Origin of the sequence: Azospirillum brasilense (assembly GCF_022023855.1) — a bacterium.
Taxonomy (GTDB): Bacteria; Pseudomonadota; Alphaproteobacteria; order Azospirillales; family Azospirillaceae; genus Azospirillum; species Azospirillum brasilense_F.
Map to the genome: position 1 here is coordinate 174,000 of NZ_CP059451.1, position 20,460 is coordinate 194,459.

Genomic DNA, 20,460 nt, shown 5'->3' on the forward strand with positions numbered 1-20,460 from the left:
ACAATCCTTCATTGGAACAGGCGTTTGCGCTGCACGGTCATGTGGACGAGCATGAAGGCGACGAACAGCGTGCCGAAGCCGGCATGGACGCGCTTGCCCACCCCCAGCGCTGCCAGGGTCGCCGCCATGCTGCCCATCATCCCGATCTTGGCCGCGCGGTTGATCCGCCATTTCAGTTCCGGAGCGGCCGGCTTGCTTTCCGCGACGGGGGCAGGGTCGTCCGGTACCGGAGGAGCCTCAGCGGGGTGCAGGACCGCCGACAGCAGCGCCTCCACCTGGGACCGGGCGTCATCCGGCATCAACACGGCGGGATCGTAGCTCAGCAGAACACTGCCCACCGCCGGGTTGTTCTCGGTCACCCGAACAGCATCCAGAGTCTCCAGGCGGCCCAGCGCCTCCTGGAAGCGGTCCGTCCGGCGCAGCAGCGGGTGGCGCACGCGGATGCGTCCGGGCACCGCCGATGCGATGGGAGAGGTCCGTCCGCTCATTGCCCGTTCTCCTACGTCGGCCACGGTCCGCCCACACGGCCGGGGGCATTCCATGGTTGTGCAGGATATCCATATTTTCACAATGGTGAAACATTTCCTCGCCTTCGCGTACAGGCGTCGGACGCAAGGCGGCGTTGCGGAAAAACCGCGTCCTCACCCATGAAGTGCAGGGAACGGAGCGCAGAGCAGCGCCGTAGGACCGAGCCTCAACGCAGCCCGCGGCGCGTGGGGGAGCATCAACACCAGCACCGCGGGTGGCAGTGACAGCACGAGCCCCAGTCATCCCGTCCACCCCAGCAGGCGGCTGGTCCGGACGGAAGGGCGGCGGGCGAAAACCTGCTCGTGATGGCGGTCCATGGCGAGCGCCAGGGCGAGCAAACCCGCACAGGGGTCACTACACGAAAGTGATCTTCGACTTTGCGCATTTTGGGACAGCCGTCTCAGTTAGGAGCCGGTTCACAAATCCAGCAGCAGTGCGGGGTGATAGGGGTTACGGCGCGTAGCAGGCGACGTCGACGAGCCGTCGAAGGAGGGGCGGCGGCGTTCTGAGCATGTCGCCCTTTTCGGGCGACATGGCGGCCTGTTCGAATCACAGGTGCTGGCGCAGACGGACCAAGGCGTCGGCGAATGTGGGCGCTGGTTTCGGATACCAGATGGCGCGTCGGGGCGAGAGAGCGAGGCGGCTGGCATTCTGATGGACGGACAGGGTGATCAACGAGTAAAGCCCGAACAGCGGCGGTGCGGTGCGGAACACCGCCGGATCCGCCCACTGTTGCTGGGTTTCGATGCCGAGATGGGCCCGGCTCTCCTCGTAGGTTGTCTCCATCGCCCAGCGGCGGTTGAACCATTCCAGCACTGTACGTGGCGGCACCGACAGGTCGGTGCATAGAAAGGCTTCCGGATCGCGCCGGCCATCGGGATAGCGCACCATCACCCAGAGGATGGGCACGATCGGCTTGCCCTGGTGGTGCCACAGCGCCGTTCCGGAGGCATAGTCGACCCAGCCGCCGGGGCGCCACCGGGTTCGGCTTGGTTGGACGGCCCGGCGCCAGACGGTAGCCTTATCGGTCAGACGGGCCCGCAAGCTGGGCTGGCGGGCGCCCTTCATTACCTGCCGCAAGGTCAAGGGCGGATCTGGTGGCGGATCGAACAGGCGCGCATCCAGGCGCAGCCGGGTGATCGCGACCATCTGCGGGCTGACGGCGTCGAGCAGGGGCAGTGCGGCGAATTCGCCATCCATGACGGCGACCAGATAAGGCCACAGCCAAGCGACGAAGGCCGGGGGAAGAGGGATGGCGAGGTGTGCCATGAGGCACCTGTGGCGTCGTCGGAGGCTGACCAGCCAACAACCTTTCGCCGACGGTATTGCGACGCCCGCGTATGACAGGACAAGCGTCCCAGAATGCGCAAAGTCGAAGCGTACTTTCGTGTAGTGACCCCCATGTGTCGGCCTTCGAGGGTCCGGCACCCAGCGTATCCGGAGACCTCCGGCGCCGGTTCGTGGTCCACGCCCGCACCGTTGATCGGCTGCCGGCGAACCCCCGGCCGCCGATCTCGCGCCACAGCGCGGTGGCGTTTCGCTGACCCTCGGCCCAGCGGTGTTCCAGGTGCTCGAGGTACGGCGCGAGGATCCCTCCGCCGCACGACGGGCGCGCCCAGGTGCCGGGGCGTCGATGCGCGGCGCCGTGGTGGCGAGCCGCGGGAGGGTGTCGGCGGAGACCGGCATGGCGAGGCGCTCGACCAGCCGCCCGCCGGCTTCCCCGCCCAGGGCGAGGGCAATGTGGCTTTGAATGTCGACGAGGCGCTTCGGAGCGGCGGGCGGAGGGTTGCACGATCCCGGGCAGGCGTTCGGCGAAGGTGCGCTTCGGGCATCCGGCCTCTCGACATAGAAACCGGCGTGCCTGGAGGCGAAGAATTACCGGCCGGCCTTGCCATGGCAGATCGGCCAACCGGCGCTCATAACGGCTGTGCACCCGCGACGAAGGCGCGTGGCAGCGCGGGCACGGAACTGATGGGCGTCGGGGGCGGACGAAGATAGTGATGCGGTCCGGCTCCGGCAGAACATGCTCGACGCAGAGACCGTCGGGGGTCACGGGGAGGAGGCGCTTGGTCACAGTGAACTGAAGCTGTTGCGATGTTCATCTCATGTGCGCATCTCTAGCGTCCGACGCCACCGGCACCACGCAAAGTGCGGAAGAACCCTGGCCTTTACAGGGGATCAGGACGCGTTGTCATGCCACCCCCTATCCCGTTACCGTTGGCCCAGGCAACTGGGTGGATGACAAGTTGACGGTACCGTTGTCTTCCACCCTCCAAGACTATCGTCATGCACCGCCACGGAACACAGGAGCGCGCTTTTCCAGGAAGGCGCTGACACCTTCACGGGCATCGGCTTGTTTTTCCAGCCGGCGGGCGACGGTCGCTTCATAGATGGCCGCAGCCTCGACGCCTTCGAGTTCACCCAGGATCACGCCGGCCTTGATCGCGGCGACCACGGACGGAGAGTTCCTGGCGATGTCGCGCGCCAGGGCGAGGGCTTCGTTCAAAGCCTCGCCCTTTTCAGTCAGGCGGTTGATAAATCCGGTCCGGTAGGCCTCGTCGGCCGACAGCGGGTTCGCTGTCAGCATCAACTCGAGCGCGCGGGCCGACGTCATCAGGCGCGGCAGACGGCCGATCTGGCCGCCCTCGGGCAGCATGCCGAGACGCGCCCCCGGCGAACCGAAGGTCGCATTCGTGCTCGCCACCCGCAGATCGCAGTTCACCGCGAAGATGAGGGCCGCGGCATAGCAATGGCCGTTGATCGCCGCGATCACCGGCTTGTGCATGCTGCGTGGGCGCAGGAAGGGTTCTTCCCCCAGGTTGCTTTCGGCGTGCGCGCCGGACGCGATCTCGTTCAGGTCATGGCCGCTGGAGAAGGCGATGTCCCCTGCCCCCGTGACCACGATCACGCGCACCGCGTCATCGCTTTCCGCTTCGTTCAGGAGGCGGAGGAAGTCCGCCGCCATCGACCCTTCGAACGCATTCCGCTTGCGCTCGTTGGAGATGGTCAGGATGCGGATCGCGCCCTCCGTCCGCGTGGAAATTTCGGGCATGGCAATAGTCCTCATTCAAGGCCGGCTGGCCTATTCGGATTGGGTCGATGGGGATGGAATGGGGTTGGCGTCAGCGCCAGATCTTGTCCTGCCGGTCATAGGCACCGACGCGCAGGTCGGGCTTCTCGGCGATCAGATGCTTCTTCTGGACCCGTTGGGAGTCGGTCAGCGGGAAGCTGTCGCGGTACTCGTAGTAGCGGGGGACCTTGAACCCGGCGAGATGACGGGAGCAATGATCGGCGATGAACTCCGGCGCGCAGGTGTCCGGGGACACACCGGGGGCCAGCAGGATGTAGGCCTTGATCTCCTCGCCGCGGTAATCGTCGGGCACCGGCACGATGGCGGCGTCCTGGATCTGGTCGAGCGCGCGCAGCACCACTTCAACCTCGCGCGAGGCGATGTTCTCGCCCATGCGGCGGACCATGTCCTTGGTGCGGCCAAGGATGTAGTGATAGCCCTCGGAATCCACGCGGCAAAGGTCGCCGGTTCGGAACCATCCGTCGGTGAAGGCGTCTGCCGTCGCGTCCTCATTGCCGAAATAGCCCTTGAGGATGCCACGGCCGCGAACCCACAGCTCGCCCGTTTGGCCGGTTGGGACCGGCTTGCCGTCCTCGCCCGCAATCATCAGCTCGCGGAAGGGAGCGGCCACGCCGCAGCTTCCCGATCCGGTCATCTCCGGCAGGCGATGGGCGGGGACATAGCTGCCGCCGCCAATCTCCGTCATGCCGTAAAATTCCTGGCCATACACGTCGAAGCGGCGCTGGAAGTCGATATGGCTCTCCGGGCCGAATGCAAAGATCGTGGCGATCTTCAGCTTGTTGTCCGCGTCGCCCGGGCGCGGCGGCTGCTTGTAGACCATCTCGAACAGGGCGCAGTAATCGCATTCCAGCGCTGACACGTCTGGCATGAAACGCTTGGCGCCCGGCTTGCGCGGGAAGAAGGCGCAGCCGCCGCTGACTATGGCGTTCAGCAGGATGCGCTGCCCCACCATGTAGAAAAAGCTGGAACCGACATAGAAGCGGTGCAGGTCGGTGGCGAAGAACTCAGTCGAGCTGATGCCGAGGCACAGCCAATACTCGTTGCTAAGCATGCAGGCCTTGGAGAAGCCCGTCGTGCCCGACGTGTATTGGAGGTTGAGCGTGGCGTCCATGGCACGCGGAGTCGCCGGAGCCTGACGGCCACGGGCCTCGTCCATCAGGGTCCGCCAGTTGCGGTGACGGTCCGACACCGCATCGCCGATCACGATGATGCGGGAGGGATCGAGCTTCACCGTTTCCAGCTTGTCCAGATGCGGCAGGAACTCCGCTTCCAGCACCATGTGCGTGGCGAGCGAGGTCCTCAGGACATACTCGACCTCACGCGCGGTGTAGGTCGCGTTGACCGGCACCATCACCGCCTGGAGACGCGACAGCGCCAGCCAAGTGATCGGGAACTCCTCGCGGTTCCACGACATCACTGCGACATGAACCCCAGGGCCGATGCCGATGGCGGACAGGGCGGCGGCGGCGACATCGACCTTGGCCAGAACCTCGCCCCAGCTCCGCTCCACGCCATCGTCGAGGAAGCGCCAAGCGGGCGCCGCCGGGACACGGGTAGCTGTATTCAGCAGTAGGTCATACACTGAGTCCGGAAGCGTCATCGCTTCCAGGCGTCGGGCGAGAGCATCAGGCTCTTCCCTGCGAAAATCTGAGAACATCACACTTTCCCCGGGTGATAGGGCCGTTGACTGCGCTGGCGCATCTTTGAGATGCGGAGGTGCGGCGTGCAGTATCGGGCGACCTGTTACCCCGCACTCCGTTTGGCGCGGCGTTGGATCAGATCGCTCATGAAGACGGCGGCAAAGGTGACGACGATCAGCAGCGTGGCGACGGCGGCCACGACCGGCGTCAGGTCGTGACGCATGTCCGCCCAGATACGCATGGGCAGGGTTTCGTTCTGCCCCATGACGAACAGGGCGATGACCAGCTCGTCGAAGGAGATGAAGAAGGCGAACACGCCGGCCGAGATCACCGCCGGACGGATCGTCGGCAAGGTGACGTGCCAGAAGGCCTCATGCGGCTTCGCCCCCAGCACGCGGGCCGCGCGGGCCAGCGTGTCGCCGGTCTGGCGCAGCGCCCCGGACACCGTGGTGGTGACGAAGGGCAGAGCCAGAACGGCATGGACCAGAACCACCCCCCACAGCGAGCCGTAAAGGCCGAAGCGGCTGAAGACCAGCAGGGTGCCCAGCGCCAGAATGATGACCGGCACCACCTGCGGACCCAGGAAGACCGGTCCAGCCACCCGCGCGGCCTTGCTGCCCTCCCGGCTCAGCACCAGGGCGGCCGCGGTGCCGATGGCGGTGGCCAGCATGGCGCTCGCCGCGGCGATCAGCAGGCTGCGCAGGGTGGCGTCGATCCAGCCGGCGGACGCGAAGAACTCCTGATACCATCGGAACGTGAAGCCTTGCGGCGGGAATTTCAGATAGCGCGTTTCGCTGATCGACATCGGGATGACCAGCAGCAACGGCAGCAACAGGTAAAGCAGGACGCCGACGAAATAGACCGGAAGCAGGTAGCGCCCGGACTTTTCCCAAAGTGATCGTTTCATCGCGAGCCTCCATGGCCGCTCAGCCCCGTCGCTCGCCGGAAGAGCAGGGCGATAGCACCCACCACGGTGAAGCCCGCGATCACCAGCACCATGCCCAGCGCCGAACCCAACCCCCAATCGAGGGTCAGCGTGATCTGCGTCGCGATCAGGTTCGCGATCATCGTCTCCTTCGGACCGCCGACCAGCGCCGGGGTGATGAAGAAGCCGAGAGCCAGCACGAAGGTGAGCATCCAGGCGTTGACCGCTCCCCCCGCGCTCAGCGGAAGGAAGATGTGGACGAAGCCACGCCACGGCGATGCACCCAAAATCCGGGACGCCATCAACAGAGAACGGTTGATGGTGGTCATGGTCGAGAACATGACCAGAATGGCGACCGGCAGCAGGACCTGAACCATCGCGATGTAGACGGCTCCGCGCGTGTACAGCATCTGGAGCGGCCCGTCGACGGCGCCGATCCCGATCAGCATGGAGTTCACCAGCCCTTCCCGGCCGAGAACGACGATCCAGCCGAAGGTGCGCACCAACACGCTGACCCACAGCGGGGTCAGGATGAGGAGGAGCAGCAGGGTCCGGTTGCGCGGCGGACGGGATGCGAGGAAATAGGCGGCCGGATAGCCGACCAGGATGCAGGCGCAGGCCACGCCGAAGGAAAGCTGCAAGGTTCCGAACAGGATCGTCCGGTATGGCCCCGCGCCGAGTGCCGCCTCGTAATTCTCCGCCGACAGCCCGGCTTCACCCTGCACGCTCCACAACGCGACCTCGCCCACCGGGAGGATGAACACGAAGAGGAACAGCACGGCCGCTGGGGCAAGCAGCCAGAGGGAGGAGAGAGGCGCGCGCCTGCCGCGCGCCGCCCCTTTCCCATCGCGCGGCATGGCAACGCCGTCGCTCATTGCAGGCGCCAAGCTTCCCACCGCTTCTGGATGCGCGGGAGGTTTTCAGCCCAATATTCGGAATCCAGCGCGAACTGAACGTCGAGGTTCGCCGGGCTGGTCGGCAGTTCCTTGGCCTCGTCGGCCGAGAGGATCTTGTAGATGTCAGGGTTGAAGGAGGAGTAGGGCATGGCGCGGGCGATCTCGGCCAAGCGCGTCGGTGTGTTCCAGCAGTAGTTCATGAATTTCTGGGCATCGGCCACGTTGCGGGCGCCCTTCACGATGGAATAGTAGCTGACGTCCAGCGATCCGCCGTCCCAGATGATCCTGACCGGCAGCTTGTCCTTTTGAAGCTGCTGGATGCGGCCGTTGAAGGCTGTCGCGTAGAAGACCTCGCCGCTGGCGAGCAGCTGGACCGGCTGCTGGCCGCTGGTCCACCAGACGGTGATCGCCGGCTTGATCTCGTCGAGTTTTCTGAACGCGCGGTCGACGCCTTCCGGCGACCGCAGCACGTTATAGACTTCGGACGGCTTTACGCCGTCGGCGATCAGGGCGAATTCGAGATTTTCCGCCGGGGAGTTGCGCAGTGTGCGCGGGCCGGGGAAGGTCTTGACGTCCCAGAAGTCCTTCCAGCCGCCGAAGCTCTTGCCTTCCGGCAGCTTATCGGTGCGCACGCCGATCGTGGTGGAATAGGCGATTGCGCCGATGGCGTACTGTTTGCGGGCAACCGGCGGGAGCTTGTTGTCCGGGTCGACCACCGACCAGTCGATCGGCTCCAGCCAGCCATTCTTGGACGAGACCGGCAAGCCCGAACGTTCGGTGGGCGCAATGTCCCACAGGATGTTCTTGGTGGTCTGCTGGACGCGGATCTGGGCAAGGGAGTCTTCGGTCGCCGCCTGGGTGACGGTGATGCCGGTCTCCTTGGTGAACGGCTCGATGCAGATGCGGTTCAGGGTTTCCGCCCACGCACCGCCGTAATTGGCGATCGTGATCGACTTGTTGCCGGACTGGGCCAGGGCGGCGTCGCCGGCACCGCCGACAATCGCCGCTCCAACGGAGAGGCTCCACAGCAGCTTCTTCATAACGGCACTCCCAATCAGTTCTTTAGCGACCGGTCTTGGCGAGATCCGGAACGAGGACGACGTCGGAGGGTCGCAGGACGAGACTGATCGTCTCGCCGCGTTCCGGGATCCGATCCCTGTCGCGTCTCTGTTCCCGGAAGTGGATGAGCGCACCATGGGCGGTGCGGGCGCTGTACTCGATCACGTCGCCGAGGAACACCGCTTCTTGAACGGTCACGCCCACGGCAATGTCCGCCCCTTCGGCCGGGCGGCGCTGAAGCTTTTCGGGACGAACGCTGGCGTACCAAGCCCCTTGGCGGGCCTGGGAGTCCGCATCCCGGTAAACGGCGCCCAGTTCGGAAATGGACACCGATCCGGCCGTCGACAGATCGGCGGCCAGCAGGTTGGTCTGGCCGATGAAATCGGCGACGAAGCGGCTTTTCGGCGCGTCGTACATTTCGGACGGGGTGCCGACCTGCTCGATCCGGCCGTCGCGCAGAACGACGATGCGCGACGACATGGCGAGCGCCTCGCGCTGATCGTGAGTTACATAGACCACGGTGCAGCCGAGCTGATGCTGGATTTCCTTGATCTCGAACTGCAGCGCTTCGCGCAGCTTGAGATCGAGCGCGCCGAGCGGCTCGTCCATCAACAGGACGGGCGGTTCGAACACGATGGCGCGGGCGAAAGCCACTCGCTGCTGCTGTCCACCGGAGAGATCGCGGGGCATCCGCTTGGCGAGCGCGCCGAGCCGGACGATCTCCAGGACCCGCTCCACCCGTTCGTTGATCTCACTACGCGGGGCGCGGCGCATCCGCAGCGGGAAGGCGATGTTGTCGAACACCGTCATGTGCGGGAACAGGGAATAGTTCTGGAACACCATCCCCAGATTCCGGCGCTCCGGCGGCTCGTCGATCACCGACTTGCCGTCGATGAGGATGTCGCCCGAGTCCGCCCCGGAGAAACCCGCAAGTGCATTCAGAGCCGTCGTTTTCCCCGATCCGCTCGACCCGAGGATCGTCAGGAACTCGCCGGGATGAATGGTCAGAGAAAAATCGTGCAGTGCTGTTATCGATCCATAGGCCTTGCGGACGGATTGGAACTCGATCGTCGCACCGGTCGCCTTCGCTTTCGAAAAAGCTTCCCTGTTCAAGGTGCCGCTGGAGGGTTTATTGACATCCACCATCGTAGGTATCATCGGCCTGCCCAGTGATGACGCATTGTCTAAATATGACGCTATGTGTAAAAATGGCCTTCGTCAAGCTGTGAACGTCAGTTCGCAGAACATTTTTGTCGGGGCCATGGTGGTTGGGGAGCGAGGGCATAAAAATGCAGCAGGATGAGAAAATTCAGGGCAGCGGGCCTGAGCGGGATGAAACCGTTCCCCCTCTCTTCTTTGAAGAGGTGCTGGCAGTCAAGAGCCGGGAGCGGACGCGCCCAAAGCGGGAGCGGACGCGCTACATGCTGCTCTCCCTAGTCGCCCGCCACCTGCGCACCACACGGGGAAAGCTGATGACGGTGGAGGCCCTGCTGGACGAAGCTGGGCTGTCACGCGGAACCTTCTACAATCATTTCAAAGACATGGACGAATGCGCCGTCGTCCTCGTCAACCTGTTCTTCGAATATGTCACCCACCGCCGCACCGTATCGAAGGGGCCACGAAGCAGCTACGAGGCGATCTTGACCGCCAACACCGACTATTGCCGCGCCTATGAGGCGAACGCAGGCTTCTACAGCCTGTTCTCGGAACTGGCCACGCGGAATCCCGAGGTGTTGCGCATGCGCGAGCGGATGAATTCCGAATGGGTCGACCGCATCATCGTCGCTGTCGCCCGCCGTCGCGGACAGCCCTTCGGCGTGGAGGAACGCGGCAGGTTCGAGGGCGTCCTGCGCCTGCTGATCGCGATGACGATCGAAAGCTTGCGCGAACGGTTCGTCCATGGCGACGCGTTGCTGTGCCGGTCCTTCCCCACCGCCGACAGCCTCGCAAAAGCGCTGTCCGATCAATGGTATCTTGCGATGGTGCAGTTCGAAGGCCCAATCCAGCCGGCTGTAAGCGCTAACCGCCACGCCGCATCAGGGTGACAAGGTTCGGACAGATTCACCCTGGCTCGGTGGACACCTCAGCTAAGCTCCGAGTGGAACGGGAAGGTGTCTGATGACGAAGACGAGGCGATTGAACCACGCACACGCTGCTCTGTTCCGACGAGACGTCGATTCCGGCACAGTGATCCATGGCTGTCCCTCTTGATGCTTGGAGCCGATCCGCTCGGCCCTGGTTTCCACACCATCACTGTGGGGATAGCTGCCCGCCCAAGCCAGAGCTTGGTGCAAGGCCCATTGCGGCATATAAGTGCGGCACCATGAACAGGTGAAAATGCCGCGGCGGGACAATTGTACACGGGTCCATTCTCCTGAGGACGGGCATTAACCTACGCATCCGGCTTGGCGGTCAGCAGATACCCAAGCCCATGGACCGTGACGATCTCCACCTCGCTTCCGGCAAGTCGACGGCGAAGGCGTGATACCAACACGTCGGCGGTGCGGTCTCCATACACCCACTCCCGCCCGCAGATCGCCTTGCTGATCTCCAGCCGATCCGACGGCCGGTCGAGCGTGTGGATCAGATGGACGAGCAGCCGGCTTTCGGCCGGGGACAGGACTTCGGTCCGCCCGCCGACCGACAGCCGGCGGGTCTGGGTGTTGAGTTGAACGGCCTTGCCGACGGTCACGACCCTTTCCTCATGCGCTTCGCGCGGCGCGTCGATGTGCTTGGCGATGCGCGCCCGCAGCAAGGCCGGCTCGACCGGCTTGCAGATGTAGTCGAGGGCGCCCAGCCCCAAGCCAAGCAGTTGGTCGTGCGAGGCCGACAGGCTGGACAGTACGATGAAGGGTGCCCTGGCTTCGGCCTGGATGGTCTGGGCGAGCAGCAGGCCGTCGGTGTCCGGCAGCCGCCGGTCCAGGATCACCAGATCGAACCGCTGCCGTTTCAGTGCGGCCCGCGCCTGCTCGCCGTCGGCGGCGCAATGGAAGCGATGCCCCATCTGCGTGACCACATCCTCCACCATCAACTGGATCAGGACGTCGTCGTCGATGAGAAGAATGTCGGCGGTCTCGGTCACGCTGAGGAGTCCTCTGCGAAGCGGTTCCGCCAATCCGGTGGGAGAGAGCATGCGAGCAGGGAACCATGCTCTTTGGCCCGCGTCGCCGCGCCGACGGTGCCATCCTCATGCGCCGCTTCGATCCGGCGCAGCCGGTCGGCGATTTCGTCCAGACCGAAGGTCGCGGCTCCGCTCGCCAGCTTGTGGGCGAGAGCGGCAAGGGCGGCATCCCCCTCCGCCGGGTCGGCGACCTCCAGCGTCGTACGGAACTCAGTCCAGCCACGGGTGAACGCTTCCGCCATCCGCCGCCGGGCGGTCGGCGACAGACCGTCGAGCAGGCCGCCCGCCCCCACTGCCGGTCGCGCCGCCTTGCCGCGGATGGCCTTGCCCAGCGCGGTCGCGTCCAGCGGCTTCTCCAGGATGGCCTGAAACAATCCGGCGTCGGCTGGCGAGGCGCGGACCCAATCGGCGTTGGCGCTCAACAGGATGATCGAGGCTTCCGCCAAAGCCGGATTGCGACGGATCTCGCGGGCGAAGTCCGGTCCGGTGCCGTCCGGCAACCGGTAATCGAGGAGGAAGACGCCATAGGCGTCCGGGGCCGCAAGCAGCAGGGCGTGCGCCTGTTCCAGGGTCTGGGCGTGGTCCACCGACAGACCCATGCGATCCAGCATGGCGGCGGTGACCTGGGCATTGATCGGGTCGTCGTCGACCATCAGGCAGTTCTGGTGGAGACGGTCGTCCGGCATGCTCTGCCGGGCCGGCGGCTCTGCCGGGGATGCCACGACCAGCGGCAGGCGCACTTCGACGACGGCCCCTTCCCGAGGGTCGAGAACGGCGATGCCGCCTCCCAGCGCCAGCGTCATGCGCTGTGCGATGGCCAGGCCGAGACCGGATCCGTTGCGCCCCGTCGTCCGGGGCCGCAGCCCGACGGGGGCTTGCGCCAGCATGTCGCGGATCTCCTCGGGCATGCCCGGCCCATGGTCGGCGACCCGAAAGACCAGCATGCCGTCCTCCACCCGCAGGCCGACCAGCACCCCACGGCCGTCGTCATGGCGCAGGGCGTTCTGGATCAGGTTGCCCAGAATCTGCTGGATCATCGACCAATCCAGCCGGACATGCTCCGGCAGGCCCGGCGCCATCTCCAGGCGCAGGGGCACGCCCAGCTGACGGGCGGGAATGTCCTTGATCCGCACCAGATCGCCCAGAGCCTCGCGCAGGCACACCGCGACCGGACGCGGTTGCGGCGCCTGATGCTCGAAACGTGAGAAGCTGAGCACATTCTCCAGGGTCGTGTTCAGCGACCGGGCCGCGATGTCCAGAAGCTCGACCAGTTCCTCCTGCTTTTCCGGGCTGGCCCCCTTCATCAGGCTTGCGGCCCCCAGGACGCTGTGGAGCGGCGCGCGGATTTCATGGGACATCGCCGCCAGGAAAAGCGACATGGTGCGTTCCGCCTCGCGCGCCCTGCGGATCGCCTGACGATGCTCGGTCACGTCGTGCAGCAGCATGATCTGCCAGGGCCGCAGCTTGTGGACCGTATCCTCGACCGACCGCAGGCGGATGTCGAAGCAGCGACTGCCCTGGCGTGTCTGCATCCAGATCGAATTCCACTCCGTGCCCGGAGTGGCGACGATCTGGTCCACCACCGCCTGGAGTTCGCTGCGGTGCGGTTGCAGGGCCAGACGGTAGGTCAACGCACCGGCCTCCGGCATGTCGAGGAAGAATTGCAGGGCCGCCCGGTTGGCGGTCAGCAGCCGGCCGTCCTCGTCCAGGATGAACACCGGATTGCGCAGGCTTTCCAGGGCCGCGAAATACTGGTCGCGCTCGCGCGTCAGCCGCCGCAGGCTGTCGCTCAATGCCTCCTCCTGCGGCGCGGCCACCGCCCAGGGAACCAGCATCGCCAGCTCGACCTCGTCGAAGAAATCGTCGAGCCTCGCCCGGAAGGCGTCGCCGCTGCCGAACTCCCGCGCACCGTCCGGCAGGCCGCCCAGCCGGTTGCGGTAGGCGCACCGGTACAGCTTGAGCATGCCGTTGTTCAGTTCCAGCGGGATCCCGGCGTCATGGTGCGCCTGCGCGATGTGGCGGAGCCGGTCGAAACGCGGGTCGGTGCGATAATTGTTGTGGCCGCTGTGCCCATCCCGGCGCAACGGGTCGGACAGATAGGCGGCAAGGCCCTCGTTGAGCGCAACGGTGGCTTCGGTCCAGGCCGCCCGCATGGAGCTGGTCTGGTCGGCATAGCCCTTCTGCTTGGCCAGCCGGATACCCTCGTCGACCAGCGCCCCGCATTCGGCCCGAAGGGCGTCGGTCAACCATTCGGCCCGCCGCTTCATCCGCACCCATCCTCCAGCCATTGCACCGTCGAGGTTCCGGACCCCGGCCCCCGGACTCCAGACGGCCAGCTTACGGCCGGTGCGGCCGGTGTAAAGGGCATCGTCGTTTACATCGCGTTTACATCTTGCTCACAGGCGTGACGCCTATGGCGCCGCCACCGTCGCTACGCTGCTTCCATCGGTCGGTACCATTCGAAGGAAGCACACGACATGGCTCTTCATCGCAAGACCCTTTACCGTCTCACCGGGGGCGCGGCGCTGCTGGGCGTGCTGGGCTTCGTGGTGCTGACCTCTCCGTGGACATGGTCCGCCACCCACCCGGGCCGGACCCTGCCGGACGAGGGCGGAGCCGACCTCGCCAATGGGCGCAAGGTCTTCGTCGCCTCCGACTGCTCGACCTGCCACAAGACCCCCGGCCAGGAGGACGACACCGTCCTGGGCGGCGGCTGGGCGCTCGACACGCAGTTCGGCGTGTTCCACATGCCCAACATCTCGCCCGATCCGGAGACCGGCATCGGCGGCTGGACGCTGGCCCAGTTCGACCGCGCGCTACGGGAAGGCGTCGGGCCGGGCGGAGCCTGGCCCGACGGCCGGAACCTCTATCCGGCCTTCCCCTACACCTCCTACCAGCGGCTGAGCGGCACCGATGTCCGCGACCTCTACGCCTACCTGCGCAGCCTGAAGCCGGTCGGCAACAAGGTGCCGGACCACGACCTGAAGTTCCCCTATGCCATGCGGCGCGGCGTCGGCGTCTGGAGGCTGGCCTTCCTCGACGGCAAGCGCGGCGAGGAAAGCCCGGTTCCGGCCGGTGTCGACGCGGCCCAGTACCGGCGCGGCGAATATCTGGTGGAGGGGCCGGGCCATTGCGCCGAATGCCATTCGTCGCGCGGCCTGATGGGGAACGTCATCGCAAGCCAGCGCTACGGCGGCGGCAAGTCCCCCGACGGCGTCGATTACTTCCCCAACATCTCCCCCGACGAGACCGGGATCGGCTTCTGGTCGGTCAACGCGATCGCCAACTACCTACACACCGGCGTCAGTCCCATCGGCCGCACGGCGGCGGGCGACATGGCGGAGGTCGTCAAGAACACCGCGCAGCTTCCGCGCGAGGACCTGCTGGCGATGGCCGTCTACCTGAAGCATCTTCCCGCCGTCCACAAGCCCGCGCCCGGCATGCCGGAGCCCAACCGGACCGACAAGCTGGTGATGCTCCGCAACGCCGTCGCCGCCGCGCCGACGCTGCCGACCACGCCGGAGCAGGCCATCGCCCAGGGCGGCGACGTCTGGGTGGTGGCGACCAAGCCGGTGTGGCTCGAACAGGCGGGTGTCGGCGGATCGGTCCCGGAGCAGGGCAAGCTGCTGGGCGGCGCCCCGGTGCATGTCGCCGCCCGCAACGCCGACCGGCTGGAGCTGGTGCTGAAGGGCTGGCAGATGGCGGAGGCGCCGTCGGTCGTCTATCAGTCGAAGGGGCATCGCGTGATGCTCGCCGTGCTCGACCAAGCGGCGGCGGCGGCCGTGAAGCGCGGCAAGCCGGAAACCGACGCCGACACCGGCCAGTCCTGGGTCCCGGTCGAGGTCACCCTGTGGTCCGACGCCGCCAACCTGAACGCGGACCGTAAAGCGCTGTGGGATTACAGCCAGGCGACCTTCCAGAAGGCGTGCTCCGCCTGCCATGTGCTGCCGGACAAGCAGCATTTCACCGCCAACCAGTGGGTCGGAACGCTGAAGGCGATGAAGCGCTTCACATCCTTCAACGACGACCAGTACCGGCTGATCCTCACCTACCTGCAGAACCACTCGAAGGATCTGCGCCCGAACGGCAAGGAGGCGGCGAAATGAGTGGAGCCATGACGCACGCCTTTTCCGGGGAGACGGACCTCGTTGCGGTCACCGACTGGCTGGCGCGGCAGTTCCTGTCGCCCCCCACCATCGAACAGGTCGAGGCGGCGCGCACGATGCCGGGGCAGATCGCCCTGCGCCGGTTCGGCGAGGAGCTCGGCCAGCCCGCCGCGGCGGACGCCCTCTGCCAGCTGCTTGCCGCCGGTTCGGTGGCGGACGTGACCCTGGCGGTCCAGCGGCGGCACACCGCCCTGTTCGAAGGGATTTTCCGCCAGCGGTCCGTTCCGCCCTACGCCAGCCTTTGGGACGGCACCGGGCGGCTCTGCGGCCCCGCCGTCGACCGCATGCAGGCGGCGTTGCGCGATCTCGACATGCGGGTCGGGGCGGACTGTGCCGAACTGCCCGACCATGTGGCGATCCAACTGGCGGCGCTGGCGGAGGCGATGCGGCAGCGGCGGGCCACGACGGTCGCCGACCTGCTGGACCAGATGCGGGTCTGGACCGGCCGCTTCGCCGGGGCGCTCATCAGGGCCGACGACGTCGGCTATTACGGCAATCTCGCGCGCTTCCTGCTCTCGCTGCTCGACCGGATCGCGGATGGTTCCGCGACGGTGGACGGTGGCCGCGCGACCGCAGCGATCTGAAAGGTCAGACCATGAACACGACAAAGAACTTGACGATGACCGGCGGTCCGCTGCTTTCCAAACGGGCCTTCCTCAAGGGATCCGCAGCGGCGGCATTGGGGCTCTCCAGCCTGCCGCTGCTCGCCCGCGGCGCGATCGCACAGGCGGCGCCCAGGAAGATCCTGTCCGGCTGCCACTGGGGCGTCTTCTACGGCAAGGTCGCGGACGGCCGCGTGACCGAATTCATCCCGTGGGAAGGCGATCCGTCCCCGTCGCCGCAGCTTCCCGGCGTGATGGATTCGATCTACTCGGAATCGCGGATCCGCTATCCCATGGTGCGCCGCGCCTGGCTGGAGCAGGGGCCCGGCGCCGATCCCGATGGGCGCGGCAGCGGCGATTTCGTTCGCGTGAGCTGGGACAAGGCCATCGAGCTGGTCGCCCGCGAGATCACGCGCGTCCGCGCCGAACACGGCCAGCAGGCGGTCTTCGCCGGTTCCTATGGCTGGAAGAGCCCCGGCAAGCTGCACAATTGCCAGACGCTGCTGCGCCGCATGCTGAACCTGACCGGCAGCTACACCAACAGCTCCGGCGACTATTCCACCGGCGCCGCGCAGGTGATCCTGCCCTATGTGTCCGGCTCGATCGAGGTGTATGAGCAGTGCACCACCTGGAAGAACCTCGCCGAACATTGCGAGCTGATGGTGTTCTGGGGCTGCAACCCGCTCAACAGCTCGCAGATCTCCTGGCAGGTCGCCGACCATGGCGCCTGGCCCGGCATCGCGATGATGAAGGCGGCCAAGACGAAGGTCCTTTGCATCGACCCGGTCCGCACCGAGACCTGCAAGGAGCTGAACGGCGAATGGCTGGCGCCGCGTCCGCAGACCGACGTGGCGATGATGCTCGGCATCGCCCACACCCTCTACACCGAGAAGCTGCATAACCAGGACTTCCTCGACCGCTACACCAACGGTTTCGACAAGTTCCTGCCCTATCTGCTGGGCAAGACCGACGGAACGCCGAAGAGCGCCGACTGGGCCGCCGGCATCTGCGGCCTGCCCGCCGAGACGCTGCGCGATCTGGCGCGCCGCTTTGCCGCCAAACGGACCATGCTGGCGCTCGGCTATTCGACGCAGCGCCAGCATCATGGCGAACAGATCCATTGGATGCTGATCACGCTGGCCGCCATGCTGGGGCAGATCGGCCTGCCGGGGGGCGGCTACGGCCTCAGCTATCACTATGCCTCAGGCGGAGCGCCGACCCATACCACGCCGATCCTCAAGGCGATCGACGACGCGTCCGGTCAGGCGAGCGATGGGGCGGCCTGGCTGGCGCAGAGCGGGGCGGTGTCGATCCCGGTCTCGCGTCTGGTCGAGACCCTGCTGAATCCCGGCAAGACGATGCAGTTCAACGGGCATGAGATCACGCTTCCGCTGATCAAGCTCGCCTACTGGGCCGGCGGCAATCCGTTCTCCCATCAGCAGGACCGCAACGAGATGCTGCGCGCGTGGCGCCAGCTCGACACCTTCATCGTTCAGGATGCGCAGTGGACCGCCTCGGCCCGCCATGCCGACATCGTGCTGCCGGCGACGACCTCCTACGAGCGCAACGACATCGAGCAGGTCGGGGATTACGCCCTGAGTCACATCGTCCCGATGAAGAAGATCGTCGATCCGGTCTTCGAGGCGCGCAACGATTTCGACATATTCGCCGCCATCGCCGACAAGCTGGGCAAGGGCTACGCCTTTACCCAGGGCCTCAGCGAGATGGACTGGATCCGCGGCATCTACGAATCCGCCAAGATCGAATCGCGCGCCAAGGGCATGGAGATGCCGGTCTTCGACGTCTTCTGGGACAGCAACAAGCCGCTGGAATTTCCGCTCGGCAAGGAGCAGGCCGATTTCGTTCGCCATGCCGATTTCCGCGCCGATCCCCTGCTGAACGCGCTGGGGACGGCGTCGGGCAAGTTCGAACTGTATTCCGCGGCCATCGAGAAGTACGGCTATGACGACTGCCCGCCGCACGCCACCTGGATGGAGCCGGTGGAACGGCTGGGGGGCCCGTCGACCCGCTATCCCCTGCATGTGGCCGCCAACCACCCGCAGATGCGCCTCCACTCCCAGCTCTGCGGGACCGTCAATCGGCAGAGCTACGCCATCGCCGGCCGGGAGCCTTGCTGGATGCATCCGGAGGACGCGCGGGCGCGCGGGTTGTCGGACGGCGATGTGGTCCGTGTCTTCAACGACCGTGGCCAGATCCTCGCCGGTTTGAAAGTCACCGACGACATCTGCCGCGGTGTGATCCGCATCAACGAGGGGGGCTGGTTCGACCCGGCGAACGCGCGGGAAATCGGCAGCCTGTGCCGGTACGGGGACGTCAACAACCTGACGACCGGGCTGTCGACCTCGAAGCTGGCGCAGGCCAACTGCGGGCACACCGGGGTTGCCGAGGTGGAGCGGTTCAAAGGAAGCCTACCACCCGTTGCGGTCTTCAGCCAACCTGCGTGAGAACCGGGGCAAGAGCCGATGTGATGGACGGCCTTACCGTCACATCGGCTCAATCGCGCTGTCCCCGCGCGATCGAACGGCGGCGCCGTGCGCCACGTAAAATTGGCGCTTTAATTTTATAGACGGTCGGTCTATAATTGTGGACATGAACACGACCGACCCATCTTTGAAGCCTCGCCGACGGGGGCGCCCTCCGAAGCAGGATGGCGCCTATCTCGACACCAGGGAGAGGTTGGTCAGGACCGGCGTCGCCATACTCACGGAAAAAGGATTTTCCGCCGTCGGCATCGAGGAAATCCTGGCGTCGGCGGGCGTGCCGAAGGGATCTTTCTATTATTACTTCGGCAGCAAGGAAGAGTTCGGCGGTACGCTGATCGCTGCCTATGCGGAATACTTCGCGCGGAAGCTGGACCGCTGGTTCCTGGACGAGTCCCGTCCTGCGCTGCAGCGTCTGCGCGACTTCGTCGAGGATGCCAAGGCGGGCATGGCGCGGTTCGACTTCCGCCGTGGATGCCTGGTTGGCAATCTCGGCCAGGAAATGGGCACGCTTCCCGAGCCGTTCCGTGAAAAGCTGAATCTCGTCTTTCTGGATTGGCAGGCCCGCACATCCCACTGTCTGCGGGCAGCGCAAGCGGCCGGACAAATTGGGATCGATCTGGATTGCGATCACTTGGCCGAGTTCTTCTGGATCGGCTGGGAGGGTGCCGTGCTGCGGGCAAAGCTGGAACGAAGCCCCGCCCCTCTCGACGCCTTTTCCCGCGGCTTCTTCGCGGCCTTGCATCTTCAGGCATAGACCGGGCGTCTTTGGACGTCACCCGCACCCAACCCGTAGGAGGGTTCAATGTTTCAAGCCATCTTGATCGAGAAGGACGGCGCGGACGTCCGCGCCGGCCTGTCCACCGTCGATGACGACCGCCTGCCGGCGGGCGACGTGACCGTCCGCGTCGCCCACTCGACGCTGAACTACAAGGATGCTCTGGCGATCACCGGGAAGGCGCCGGTGGTCCGCAGCTATCCCATGGTTCCGGGTATCGACTTCGCAGGTGTCGTGGAGCATTCGGCACACCCCGCCTACAAGGCCGGCGACAAGGTCGTCCTCAACGGCTGGGGTGTCGGCGAGCAGCACTGGGGCGGCCTTGCGGAAAAAGCACGCGTCAACGGCGACTGGCTGGTCCCGCTGCAAAGCCCGTTCACGCTCCGTCAGGCGATGGCAATCGGGACGGCAGGCTACACGGCCATGCTCTGCGTCATGGCGCTCGAACGGCATGACGTCACGCCGAACAAGGGGGAGGTTCTGGTCACCGGCGCCGCCGGCGGGGTCGGCAGCGTCGCCGTCGCCCTGCTGTCGAAGCTCGGCTACGAGGTGGTGGCCGTCACCGGCCGCCCGGAGGAGGCCGGTTACCTCAAGGCGCTAGGCGCCAAGGAGGTGCTTGACCGCAAGCAGTTCCAGGACCCCGGCAAGCCGTTAGCCAAGGAACGTTGGGCCGGTGCCGTGGATGTCATTGGCGGCCAGATCCTCGCGAATGTCTGCGCGGCCATGAAATATCGCGGCACGGTGGCTGCCTGCGGTCTTGCAGGTGGCATGTCGCTGCCCACGACCGTGGCACCCTTCATCCTGCGCGGCGTGACCTTGGCCGGGGTCGACAGCGTCATGTGCCCCAGGGAATTGCGGATCGAGGCCTGGCGCCGCCTGGCCGATGACCTTGATCCGGCTAAGCTGGATGGCCTGACGAGGGAGATCGCCTTGTCCGATGTGATTCCCACCGCCGCCAGCCTGCTCGACGGGCAGGTCCGTGGCCGCGTCACCGTCGCGATTTCTCCCACACCCGAATAAGTGCACTGATCAGAATTCCACAACCGCTCTGGACGGTCGCTTACCGGCGGTCTCCACCGACATCGCTGCTCATGCATCTCGGAACCCACCAGGAAGGCTCAGCCTGCGCAGCAAGCTCTCCGTTGGGTTCCGT

The 20,460-nt window shown here is 65.8% G+C and carries 17 protein-coding genes and 1 pseudogene; 6 read left to right on the top strand and 12 right to left on the bottom strand.

All coding sequences use genetic code 11. From position 1 onward, the window contains the following. Window positions 1–8: 8 nt before the first annotated feature. From H1Q64_RS23510 to H1Q64_RS23555, 10 genes and pseudogenes are all read right to left on the bottom strand, one after another. Complete coding sequence (locus H1Q64_RS23510) at window positions 9–488, bottom strand: HMA2 domain-containing protein (RefSeq protein ID WP_237906969.1); 480 nt, start codon at window positions 486–488, stop codon at window positions 9–11. Between the two features lie 279 nt (window positions 489–767). Next, complete coding sequence (locus H1Q64_RS34005) at window positions 768–845, bottom strand: hypothetical protein (RefSeq protein WP_330874615.1); 78 nt, start codon at window positions 843–845, stop codon at window positions 768–770. Between the two features lie 232 nt (window positions 846–1,077). After that, window positions 1,078–1,797, bottom strand: coding sequence for a hypothetical protein (locus tag H1Q64_RS23520; RefSeq protein ID WP_237907206.1), 720 nt, complete (start codon window positions 1,795–1,797; stop codon window positions 1,078–1,080). Window positions 1,798–2,416: 619 nt separating this feature from the next. Next, window positions 2,417–2,602: pseudogene (locus H1Q64_RS34010) on the bottom strand (transposase family protein); the annotation flags it as partial. A gap of 210 nt (window positions 2,603–2,812) precedes the next feature. Then, entirely contained in the window at window positions 2,813–3,580 is a 768-nt protein-coding gene (locus H1Q64_RS23530) for an enoyl-CoA hydratase/isomerase family protein (protein ID WP_237906970.1), read from the bottom strand. Window positions 3,581–3,650: 70 nt separating this feature from the next. Then, complete coding sequence (locus H1Q64_RS23535) at window positions 3,651–5,219, bottom strand: class I adenylate-forming enzyme family protein (RefSeq protein ID WP_237906971.1); 1,569 nt, start codon at window positions 5,217–5,219, stop codon at window positions 3,651–3,653. Between the two features lie 143 nt (window positions 5,220–5,362). Next, window positions 5,363–6,166: an ABC transporter permease gene (locus H1Q64_RS23540; protein WP_237906972.1), complete on the bottom strand. Its 804-nt coding sequence runs from the start codon at window positions 6,164–6,166 to the stop codon at window positions 5,363–5,365. Further along, the gene (locus H1Q64_RS23545; protein ID WP_237906973.1) at window positions 6,163–7,059 is read right to left on the bottom strand and encodes an ABC transporter permease; all 897 of its coding nucleotides are present in this window, start codon (window positions 7,057–7,059) and stop codon (window positions 6,163–6,165) included. Before H1Q64_RS23545 ends, H1Q64_RS23540 begins: the two co-directional genes overlap by 4 nt. Continuing rightward, window positions 7,056–8,120 (bottom strand): ABC transporter substrate-binding protein, encoded by a 1,065-nt coding sequence (locus H1Q64_RS23550; RefSeq protein ID WP_137143283.1) that lies wholly within the window; start codon window positions 8,118–8,120, stop codon window positions 7,056–7,058. Before H1Q64_RS23550 ends, H1Q64_RS23545 begins: the two co-directional genes overlap by 4 nt. Before the next feature lie 22 nt (window positions 8,121–8,142). After that, window positions 8,143–9,285: an ABC transporter ATP-binding protein gene (locus tag H1Q64_RS23555; protein ID WP_237906974.1), complete on the bottom strand. Its 1,143-nt coding sequence runs from the start codon at window positions 9,283–9,285 to the stop codon at window positions 8,143–8,145. A 143-nt stretch (window positions 9,286–9,428) separates the two neighbouring features. Between H1Q64_RS23555 and H1Q64_RS23560 the strand changes: the two genes are divergently transcribed. Then, window positions 9,429–10,184, top strand: a complete 756-nt coding sequence (locus H1Q64_RS23560; protein ID WP_237906975.1) for a TetR/AcrR family transcriptional regulator — start codon at window positions 9,429–9,431, stop codon at window positions 10,182–10,184. 347 nt (window positions 10,185–10,531) lie between these two features. Here the strand turns inward: H1Q64_RS23560 and H1Q64_RS23565 are convergent, their stop codons facing one another. Together H1Q64_RS23565 and H1Q64_RS23570 are read right to left on the bottom strand one after the other, a co-directional pair. Continuing rightward, window positions 10,532–11,221 carry a response regulator transcription factor gene (locus tag H1Q64_RS23565; protein ID WP_237906976.1) on the bottom strand — a complete coding sequence of 230 codons (690 nt, stop codon included), beginning with the start codon at window positions 11,219–11,221 and terminating at the stop codon, window positions 10,532–10,534. After that, window positions 11,218–13,527, bottom strand: a complete 2,310-nt coding sequence (locus H1Q64_RS23570; RefSeq protein WP_237906977.1) for an ATP-binding protein — start codon at window positions 13,525–13,527, stop codon at window positions 11,218–11,220. The genes H1Q64_RS23565 and H1Q64_RS23570 overlap by 4 nt, the downstream gene beginning before the upstream one ends. Window positions 13,528–13,737: 210 nt before the next feature. On the opposite strand from H1Q64_RS23570, the gene H1Q64_RS23575 reads away from it, so the two are divergent. The 5 genes from H1Q64_RS23575 (at window position 13,738) to H1Q64_RS23595 (ending at window position 20,327) form a co-directional block, all read left to right on the top strand. After that, window positions 13,738–15,366 carry a c-type cytochrome gene (locus H1Q64_RS23575; RefSeq protein WP_237906978.1) on the top strand — a complete coding sequence of 543 codons (1,629 nt, stop codon included), beginning with the start codon at window positions 13,738–13,740 and terminating at the stop codon, window positions 15,364–15,366. Continuing rightward, a complete protein-coding gene (locus H1Q64_RS23580) occupies window positions 15,363–16,010 on the top strand; it encodes a TorD/DmsD family molecular chaperone (RefSeq protein ID WP_237906979.1) in 648 nt (215 codons plus the stop codon). Before H1Q64_RS23575 ends, H1Q64_RS23580 begins: the two co-directional genes overlap by 4 nt. An 11-nt stretch (window positions 16,011–16,021) precedes the next feature. Then, window positions 16,022–18,493 carry a trimethylamine-N-oxide reductase TorA gene (torA, locus tag H1Q64_RS23585; RefSeq protein WP_237906980.1) on the top strand — a complete coding sequence of 824 codons (2,472 nt, stop codon included), beginning with the start codon at window positions 16,022–16,024 and terminating at the stop codon, window positions 18,491–18,493. A gap of 145 nt (window positions 18,494–18,638) precedes the next feature. After that, on the top strand, window positions 18,639–19,286 hold the full coding sequence (locus H1Q64_RS23590) for a TetR/AcrR family transcriptional regulator (RefSeq protein ID WP_237906981.1): 648 nt from the start codon (window positions 18,639–18,641) through the stop codon (window positions 19,284–19,286). 48 nt (window positions 19,287–19,334) lie between these two features. Further along, on the top strand, window positions 19,335–20,327 hold the full coding sequence (locus H1Q64_RS23595) for an MDR family oxidoreductase (protein ID WP_237906982.1): 993 nt from the start codon (window positions 19,335–19,337) through the stop codon (window positions 20,325–20,327). Window positions 20,328–20,460: the final 133 nt, after the last annotated feature.